Source organism: Luteibacter sp. P4_E6, from assembly GCF_056401535.1.
Genome location: NZ_JBFUJE010000194.1, coordinates 1 through 7182, shown reverse-complemented (window position 1 = coordinate 7182; position 7182 = coordinate 1). Strand labels below are relative to the sequence as shown.

Below are 7182 nucleotides of genomic sequence, written 5' to 3'. Positions count from 1 at the left end.
GTCTCGATGCGCTCGCCTTCCGCCTGCGCCAGGGCGGCGTCTCGTACCCGCAGATGCTGCAGCCCGCAGCGATCGACGAATCCGATTTCAAATCCTCGTTCACCCGCGAGGAGTACGAAGAAGTGGTGCGCAAGGCGCAGGAATACATCCGCGCCGGCGACATCTTCCAGGTCGTGCCGTCGCAGCGCCTGAGCGTCAAGTTCAACGCACGGCCGGTGGACGTTTACCGCGCACTGCGCGCGATGAATCCCTCGCCGTACATGTTCTTCATCGACATGGGTCCGACCCAGATCGTCGGCTCGTCGCCGGAGATCCTCGTGCGGCTGAAGGCGGGGCGCGTCGTGCTGCGGCCGATCGCAGGCACGCGTCGTCGCGGTGCCGATGAAGCGGAAGACGTCGCGCTGGAAACCGAGCTGCTCGCCGATCCAAAGGAACGCGCCGAGCACCTCATGCTGATCGACCTCGGTCGCAACGACGTCGGCCGCGTGAGTAAGACGGGCACGGTGGAGTTGTCCGAATCCTTCGTGGTCGAGCGTTACTCGCACGTCATGCACATCGTGTCCCAGGTCGAAGGCGACATTCGCGACGACCTCTCCTACATGGATGTCATCAAGGCGACGTTCCCGGCCGGTACGGTGAGTGGCGCGCCGAAGATCCGCGCGCTGGAGATCATCCAGGAGCTCGAACCGTTCAAGCGCAACATCTACGCCGGCGCCATCGGCTGGCTCGGCTGGTGGGGCGACGCGGATACCGCCATCGCCATCCGCACCGCCGTGATCCAGGACGGCCGCCTGCACGTGCAAGCCGGCGGCGGCGTTGTTTACGACTCCGATCCCGCGGCCGAGTGGGAAGAGACGATGAACAAGGGTCGCGCACTGTTCCGCGCAGTAGCCCAAGCCGCGAAAGGCCTGTAAACGACAGTGCTGTTGTAGGAGCCGATTCATCGGCGATAGGGTGCTAGCCGCACCCTTTCCACCCCGCTGCCGCGGGGATCGCCGATGAATCGGCTCCTACAGAAAATGTGCGTTGCCGTCGGAAGAATGCGTTGCCGTTGAACAGTGCGTTGTCGTCATCCGTGTCGAAAGGAGATCGTCGGGTATGAATCGTTATCTGCTTGCTGTCGCTCTTGCCGCCTTACCTGTGCTCGCCTCGGCGTCCGAGACGCCATCCTCTCCCTACCTGTCCGCCAAAGGCCACGCGGAGCGCAGCGTCCAGCCGGACCGGTTCGGTATCGATCTGCGTGTCATCGCCGTGGACATGAAGCCGGCCGTGGCGCGTACCCGCGTCGAGAAACTGATGGCCGGTGTACTCGCCGGCTTCAAGTCACACCACGCGATACCGGAATCGATCGACGCGACGGCGATCAGCGTCGACGCCAAGTCGGAGTACCGCGACGACAAGGACGCCTTCCTCGGGACGCAGGTCTCGCGTACGGCCCATGCGGTGTTCGCGAACCTGGACGACCTTCGCCAGTTCATCGACGGCGTCGAGGCCGACCAGGAGTTGCAGATCACCGGAACCACCGTCACCCGTAGCGATATCGAAGCGGTCCGGCAGGACGTGCGACGCGACGCGATCAAGGACTCCATCCGCTCCGCGAAGGCCATGGCGGACGCTTACGGGGTCAAGCTCGGCACGCTCTATACCGTCACGGATTCACCGGCCTACGTCGGGGGACGAGGCGAGCTCTCCAGCGTCACGGTCACCGCGGCGACCCTTCCGAAAATCGATCTGCAAGTAGGCAGCATCAAGGTCGAAGAGGACGTCTTCGCGATCTTCTTCATGGATACGGGCAAGTAGATCCCCTGTGCCACACGCTCCTTCGGTAGGAGCCGATTCATCGGCGAACGGGTGCTAGCGGTATCCTTATGGCTACCTACCCGCTGCCGCGGGGATCGCCGATGAATCGGCTCCTACAGAAATGCCGCGGCGCAACCGATTCCGATATCTCTGGCACCAACGTCACGGACCGAATGAAACTCATGAGCAGCACGCGCACCTTCATCGCCGCCGGAAGTCTTGCCGTCATGGCCGCCACCTCGGCGCCGTCGGTACAGGCGCGCGAGCCCTTCAGTGACGATATCGCCTCGCGCACGCAGGCGCTGGCGCTGCTGGAAACGCTGAACGCCGACCTGCTCAGCCACCCCAGTGCGACGCTCACGCTGGAGCGCTGGTGCAGCGACCACGCACTGGCTGGCGACGCGAAGATCCTCGCCCGCCGTGTGAAGGGCCAGGACAAGCCCCTGCCGGATGACGGACGGCAGACGCTCGGTATCGGTCCGGATGAGCCGGTGAAATACCGTCGCGTCCAGCTGGCCTGCGGGGAGCATGTGCTCTCCGAGGCGGACAACTGGTACGTCCCGTCGCGCCTCACCCCGGAAATGAACCAGATCCTCGACAGCAGCGACCAGCCGTTCGGCAAGGTCGTACAGCCGCTGCATTTCCGCCGCCAGACGATCAGTGCGGACCTCCTGTGGTCGCCGCTGCCCAAGGGATGGGAGATGGACGCGCCCCTGCCTGTCGCCACCAAGGGCCCTCTGACGATCCCCCACGAGCTGCTGCGCCACCGCGCCGTCCTGTTCAACGAGGCCAGCCAGCCCTTCAGCCTGGTCATCGAGACCTATACCTCGGAAGTGCTGGCCTTCGGCCGCCGCTAAAGCTTGTCTCCCCCTTGTGGGAGCCGATTCATCGGCGATCCGGCGGCAGCCGGCCAGGTTCCCGATACCTGGTTATCGCCGATGAATCGGCTCCCACACAAAGCCGCCGTCCGTAGCGCGACAACCTGGCCCGCTGCCGCGGGTTCGCCGATGAATCGGCTCCTACCTTGGGCGAAAGCGGTAGCCCATCCGGCTGACTTGGCAGGCCCGCCTGCGCGCCGGAAGCTGGACCCCACGATAAGGTGGAGGCAACTCATGGCCCCGGCGAGCGCCGTTGCACGAAAGATTCCCGCGCCGCGGCTGACGGGCACGAATGCCCTCGGGGCGCTGCTCACCGTGGCCCACGAGCCACGTCTCGGCCCCCAGCCGAACTCGCTGGACAATGCCGTCGCCAACGCCACGCACTGGGTACAGCTGTCCAACACAGCGCGCCGCCCCGACGCCATGTGGCTCGAAGCCGGCGCGATGATGCAGCGCCTGGTGCCGCGTGCGGAATGGGTTCGTTATCTGCGGAAGATCCGTCTCGATCGCGGGGCACTGAACAGCCGCGAGTGGTTCGAGGTCACGCGTGTTCGCGACCCGGTCGGGTTGCCTACCGGCGATTACCTCAACGTGATCTTCATCGCGCAGTTCGCCCGGGCGATTCTCTTCGAGACCGTATCGCTGGCGCCGGGAAGCGCCGGCTGGATGCCCGTTGGTTACGTCATCCGGCCCGTGCAGCGGGAAATCTCGTTCGTGCAGTGATTCACTGACTTGCAGCGGTGCGCGCCGCGAAGGCCGCCGCAATCGCATCGCGCGTCGCCAATAGCACTTCATCCGACAGCGCGGCATCGGTCTTGGCTACCGCACGCGAGACGGCGATCGCACCGATCTGCGCTGCAATCGACGCCACCGCCAACTGCCGCCGCACGTCCTGCGGCACCGTCTCGTCGATAGCGCCGGCCATCATCGCTACCTCTTCCTCGAACGCCTGCGCAAAGCTACGGCTGAGTGCCTCGCCCTGGCGTCCGACATCGCTGGCGGATGCTGTCATCGGGCAACTCGTGGTCAGGTCGTCTCGCTGGAGCGTGGTGTAGAGGCTGCCCAGGTATTCCTCGAACGAGGGATGCCGATCACCCGCCCAGGCACGTGCACGGTCCATCCGCTGCGCGAAACCGTGCGAGAACGCCTCGGCCGCGAGCAGATCCTTCGAGGGGAAGTGGGCATAGAGGGCGCCGTGGGTCAGCCCGGCTTCCTTTGCCACTTCCGCCACACCGACGCCATCCACGCCTTTCTCCCTGAATAGCCGACTCGCCGCTGCGAGCAGGGCTTCACGGTTCTCGGCCGATTTTTCCTTGGAAACACGCATTTCACACTCCTGAACCGTTCCGACGGTTTTGATTGCAACCGCCACGAAAAGATATTAGATTGCAGTCGCAATCATAACCCGCCACGAAGGAGATTCGCCATGTCGAAGTTTTCTACGCTGTTCGCCCTCGGTGCCCTGACCCTGGGTGTTGCAGGTACCCCCGCTGCCCAAGCGGCCCCGATCCACAATGTCGTACTCGTCCACGGCGCCTTCGCCGACGGCTCAGGCTGGCGCGCCGTCTACGACTCGCTCGTCGCCAAGGGTTACGAGGTGTCGATCGTCCAGATTCCCGAGACCAGCCTCGCCGCGGATGTCGAGGCCACCAAGCGCGTGATCGACCAGCAGGACGGCCCGACCGTGCTTGTCGGCCACAGCTGGGGCGGCCAGGTCATCACCGAAGCAGGCGCGGACCCGAAGGTGAAATCACTCGTGTATCTCGCGGCGCTCGTGCCCGATGTCGGTGAGAGCACCGAGACGCTCGAGACGATGGCGAAGTACCCGGCGCCGAACAACGACGTCAAGAAGACCGCGGACGGCAAGTTCTTCTACATGGACCCCACGAAGTTCCGCGAAAACTTCGCCGCGGACTCATCGTCGGCGCTGGCGTCCTTCATGGCGCATTCGCAGGTGATCCTGTCCGTCGAGGCTTTCGGCACGCCAGCGAAGGCGGCGGCGTGGAAGACCAAACCCTCCTGGGCCGTGCTGCCCGGTGCCGACAAGACCATCAACATGGACCTGCAGCGCTGGATGTACGAGCGCGCCAAGGCCAAGGTCACGACGGTGCCTGGCTCGAGCCACACCGTGTTCCTCTCGCACCCCGACGTGGTGGTCAAGGTCATCGAAGAAGCCGCCGGCAAGTAAGCACTCAGGCCCTCGCCCGAGGGGTGAGGGCCTTCCCGCATAACAGAGGAATCGGACATCATGCGTTACAAGCTCTTTGGTAAGCACACGGGTTTGCGCGTCTCCGAGCTGGTGCTCGGCACCGGCAGCTTCGGCACGCGGTGGGGCCATGGCAGCGAGCAGGACGAGGCGAGCCGAATGCTCGACGCGTACGCCGACGCCGGCGGCAACTTCATTGATACCGCCGACAGCTATCAGTTCGGCGAGTCGGAAGAGATCCTCGGCCGATTGCTCGTGGGTCGCCGCAACGAGTTTGTCCTGGCCACCAAGTTCAGCCAGAGCGCCCAGGCCAACGCGGGCCTCCTGGTCACCGGTAACAGCCGCAAGGCGATGGTGGCCTCGCTCGAGGCGAGTCTGAAGCGACTCAACACCGATCACGTCGATCTCTACTGGGTGCATTACGCTGACGGTGTGACACCCATGGAGGAGATTGTCCGCGGCTTCGACGATCTCGTGCGCGCGGGGAAGATTCTCTACGCCGGCTTGTCCGACTTCCCCGCATGGCGCGTGTCACGCGCGGCAACCATCGCCGAACTGCGCGGCAGCATCCCGATCGCCGGCCTGCAGGTCGAGCACAGCCTCGTCGAGCGCACAACGGAACAGGAGCTGCTGCCGATGGGCGAAGCGCTGGGTCTGGGCGTCGTCGCGTGGTCGCCGCTCGGCGGCGGCATGCTCACCGGCAAGTACCGTCGAGGCGAGAAGGGTCGCGCCGAAGGCTTCGGCGGGCGTGTGTTCCAGGCCGAAGACACGAAGCAACGCACGGCGATCCTCGATGCCGTGATTGCGACGGCCGACGAACTGGATGTCACGCCGGGTGAGGTCGCTATCGCCTGGGTAGCGCGCAAGGGCGCGCTCCCCATCATCGGCCCGCGCAGCGTCGCGCAGCTTCTGGCGAATCTGGCGGCAACGAAGGTCACGCTGTCAGCTGAGCAGATCGAACGGCTCGATGCGGTCAGTGCCTTGCGTCCGGTGTTTCCGCATTCGCTATTGGAAGATCCCGCTAACCGCGACCGCATCTTCAGCGGCAAACTCGACCGCTTCATACCACCCCGCGAGCAAGTCGCCTGATGGTGCACGGCCACGCTTTTGTAGGAGCCGATTCATCGGCGATAACCAGGTTGCGGTAACCGTGCCCGCTGCCGCGGGATCGCCGATGAATCGGCTCCTACAAAGAGCGAGAGTGCCGTTACAGGGCTTCGTCCAGCGCTTTATAGAAGCGCTCGGGTGCTTCGATCATGGGTGCGTGCCCCAGCCCATCGAGCGGAATGAGTTTCGCCCCGGGAATCTTCGCCGCCGCTTCCTTACCCAGCGTCGCGTAATCCCCAAGCTTCTCCTGCACAGACGACGGCGCGGCATCCTTGCCGATCGCCGTCTTATCCGCTTGTCCGATGATCAACACCGTGGGCACGCGGATATCAGGAAACTCGTAGATCACCGGCTGGCTGAAGATCATGTCGTAGGTGAGTGCGCCGGCCCACGCGACGGCTTCGCGGCCGCTGCCTTCGTACATGCCGGCCTGCATCACCGCCCAACGGTCGTAGTCGGACTTCCACTTGCCGTCGTAGTAACTCTTCAGCTGGTAAGCGCGGATGGTGGCGTACGAGGTCTTCATCTCGCTCGCGTACCAAGCGTCCACGCTGCGCCACGGCACGCCCTTGGCCTTCCAGTCTTCCAGCCCCAGTGGATCGACCAGCACCAGCTTCTCCACGCCCTGCGGGTACATGAGCGCGTAGCGCGCACCGATCATGCCGCCCATGGAATGCGCGACGACGGTGACCTTGTCGACGCTGAGACTCGCCAGCAGCGCATGCGTGTTCGCGGCGAGCTGGGCGATGCCGTACTGATAGCCGCGTGGCTTGGACGATTTGCAGAAGCCGATCTGATCGGGAATGACCACGCGATAGCCCGCGACACGGAGATGCTCCGCGGTCGCCTGCCAATACGGTCCGCAGAAATTCTTGCCGTGCAGGAGGACGACGGTGCGGCCGTTCGGTTTCTCCGGCTTGAGATCCATGTAGGCCATCTCGAGCGATTGGCCCTGGCTCTGCACGTTGAACATCGTGACCGAGTAGGGGTAGTCGACGTGTTCGAGGCGCGGGCCGAGTTCCTTGATCGCGGGCGTGTCGTCGGCGAGGAGGGGCGTGGCGATGCAGAGCAGGGCGAGGGCGATGAGCGTACGACGCATGGCGGAACTCCGGTGCAGTCAGATGCCGACCATATCCCAAGCTCCGTGTAGGAGCCGATTCATCGGCGATCCCGCGGCAGCGGGCCAGGTTG

Annotated in this window: 8 protein-coding genes; 6 read left to right on the top strand and 2 right to left on the bottom strand. The window is 64.5% G+C overall.

Going from position 1 to position 7182, the window contains the following annotated elements; all coding sequences use genetic code 11:
• The 4 genes from AC1DT2_RS12730 to AC1DT2_RS12715 form a co-directional block, all read left to right on the top strand.
• Window positions 1-914, top strand: a 914-nt coding sequence (locus AC1DT2_RS12730; protein WP_477296624.1) for an anthranilate synthase component I family protein, incomplete at its 5' end; no start/stop codon positions are given.
• Window positions 915-1098: 184 nt separating this feature from the next.
• Complete coding sequence (locus AC1DT2_RS12725) at window positions 1099-1800, top strand: SIMPL domain-containing protein (protein WP_477296623.1); 702 nt, start codon at window positions 1099-1101, stop codon at window positions 1798-1800.
• A gap of 182 nt (window positions 1801-1982) precedes the next feature.
• Window positions 1983-2657 (top strand): hypothetical protein, encoded by a 675-nt coding sequence (locus AC1DT2_RS12720; RefSeq protein ID WP_477296622.1) that lies wholly within the window; start codon window positions 1983-1985, stop codon window positions 2655-2657.
• Window positions 2658-2912: 255 nt separating this feature from the next.
• Entirely contained in the window at window positions 2913-3401 is a 489-nt protein-coding gene (locus AC1DT2_RS12715; protein WP_477296620.1) for a DUF4019 domain-containing protein, read from the top strand.
• Between the two features lies 1 nt (window position 3402).
• Here AC1DT2_RS12715 and AC1DT2_RS12710 read toward each other — a convergent pair whose 3' ends face one another.
• A complete protein-coding gene (locus AC1DT2_RS12710) occupies window positions 3403-4005 on the bottom strand; it encodes a TetR/AcrR family transcriptional regulator (RefSeq protein ID WP_477296618.1) in 603 nt (200 codons plus the stop codon).
• Window positions 4006-4104: 99 nt separating this feature from the next.
• Here AC1DT2_RS12710 and AC1DT2_RS12705 point away from each other — a divergent pair, with 99 nt between their 5' ends.
• The gene (locus tag AC1DT2_RS12705; RefSeq protein WP_477296616.1) at window positions 4105-4866 is read left to right on the top strand and encodes an alpha/beta fold hydrolase; all 762 of its coding nucleotides are present in this window, start codon (window positions 4105-4107) and stop codon (window positions 4864-4866) included.
• A gap of 60 nt (window positions 4867-4926) precedes the next feature.
• The gene (locus AC1DT2_RS12700; protein WP_477296614.1) at window positions 4927-5973 is read left to right on the top strand and encodes an aldo/keto reductase; all 1047 of its coding nucleotides are present in this window, start codon (window positions 4927-4929) and stop codon (window positions 5971-5973) included.
• 118 nt (window positions 5974-6091) lie between these two features.
• Here AC1DT2_RS12700 and AC1DT2_RS12695 read toward each other — a convergent pair whose 3' ends face one another.
• Window positions 6092-7090 (bottom strand): alpha/beta fold hydrolase, encoded by a 999-nt coding sequence (locus tag AC1DT2_RS12695; RefSeq protein ID WP_477296613.1) that lies wholly within the window; start codon window positions 7088-7090, stop codon window positions 6092-6094.
• Between the last annotated feature and the right edge of the window lie 92 nt (window positions 7091-7182).

What these genes read in the sequence shown, in the direction of transcription:
- AC1DT2_RS12725 (WP_477296623.1), top strand. Translation starts at nt 1,099, where the DNA reads ATGAATCGTTATCTGCTTGCTGTCGCTCTTGCCGCCTTACCTGTGCTC.
- AC1DT2_RS12720 (WP_477296622.1), top strand. Translation starts at nt 1,983, where the DNA reads ATGAGCAGCACGCGCACCTTCATCGCCGCCGGAAGTCTTGCCGTCATG.
- AC1DT2_RS12715 (WP_477296620.1), top strand. Translation starts at nt 2,913, where the DNA reads ATGGCCCCGGCGAGCGCCGTTGCACGAAAGATTCCCGCGCCGCGGCTG.
- AC1DT2_RS12710 (WP_477296618.1), bottom strand. Translation starts at nt 4,005, where the DNA reads ATGCGTGTTTCCAAGGAAAAATCGGCCGAGAACCGTGAAGCCCTGCTC.
- AC1DT2_RS12705 (WP_477296616.1), top strand. Translation starts at nt 4,105, where the DNA reads ATGTCGAAGTTTTCTACGCTGTTCGCCCTCGGTGCCCTGACCCTGGGT.
- AC1DT2_RS12700 (WP_477296614.1), top strand. Translation starts at nt 4,927, where the DNA reads ATGCGTTACAAGCTCTTTGGTAAGCACACGGGTTTGCGCGTCTCCGAG.
- AC1DT2_RS12695 (WP_477296613.1), bottom strand. Translation starts at nt 7,090, where the DNA reads ATGCGTCGTACGCTCATCGCCCTCGCCCTGCTCTGCATCGCCACGCCC.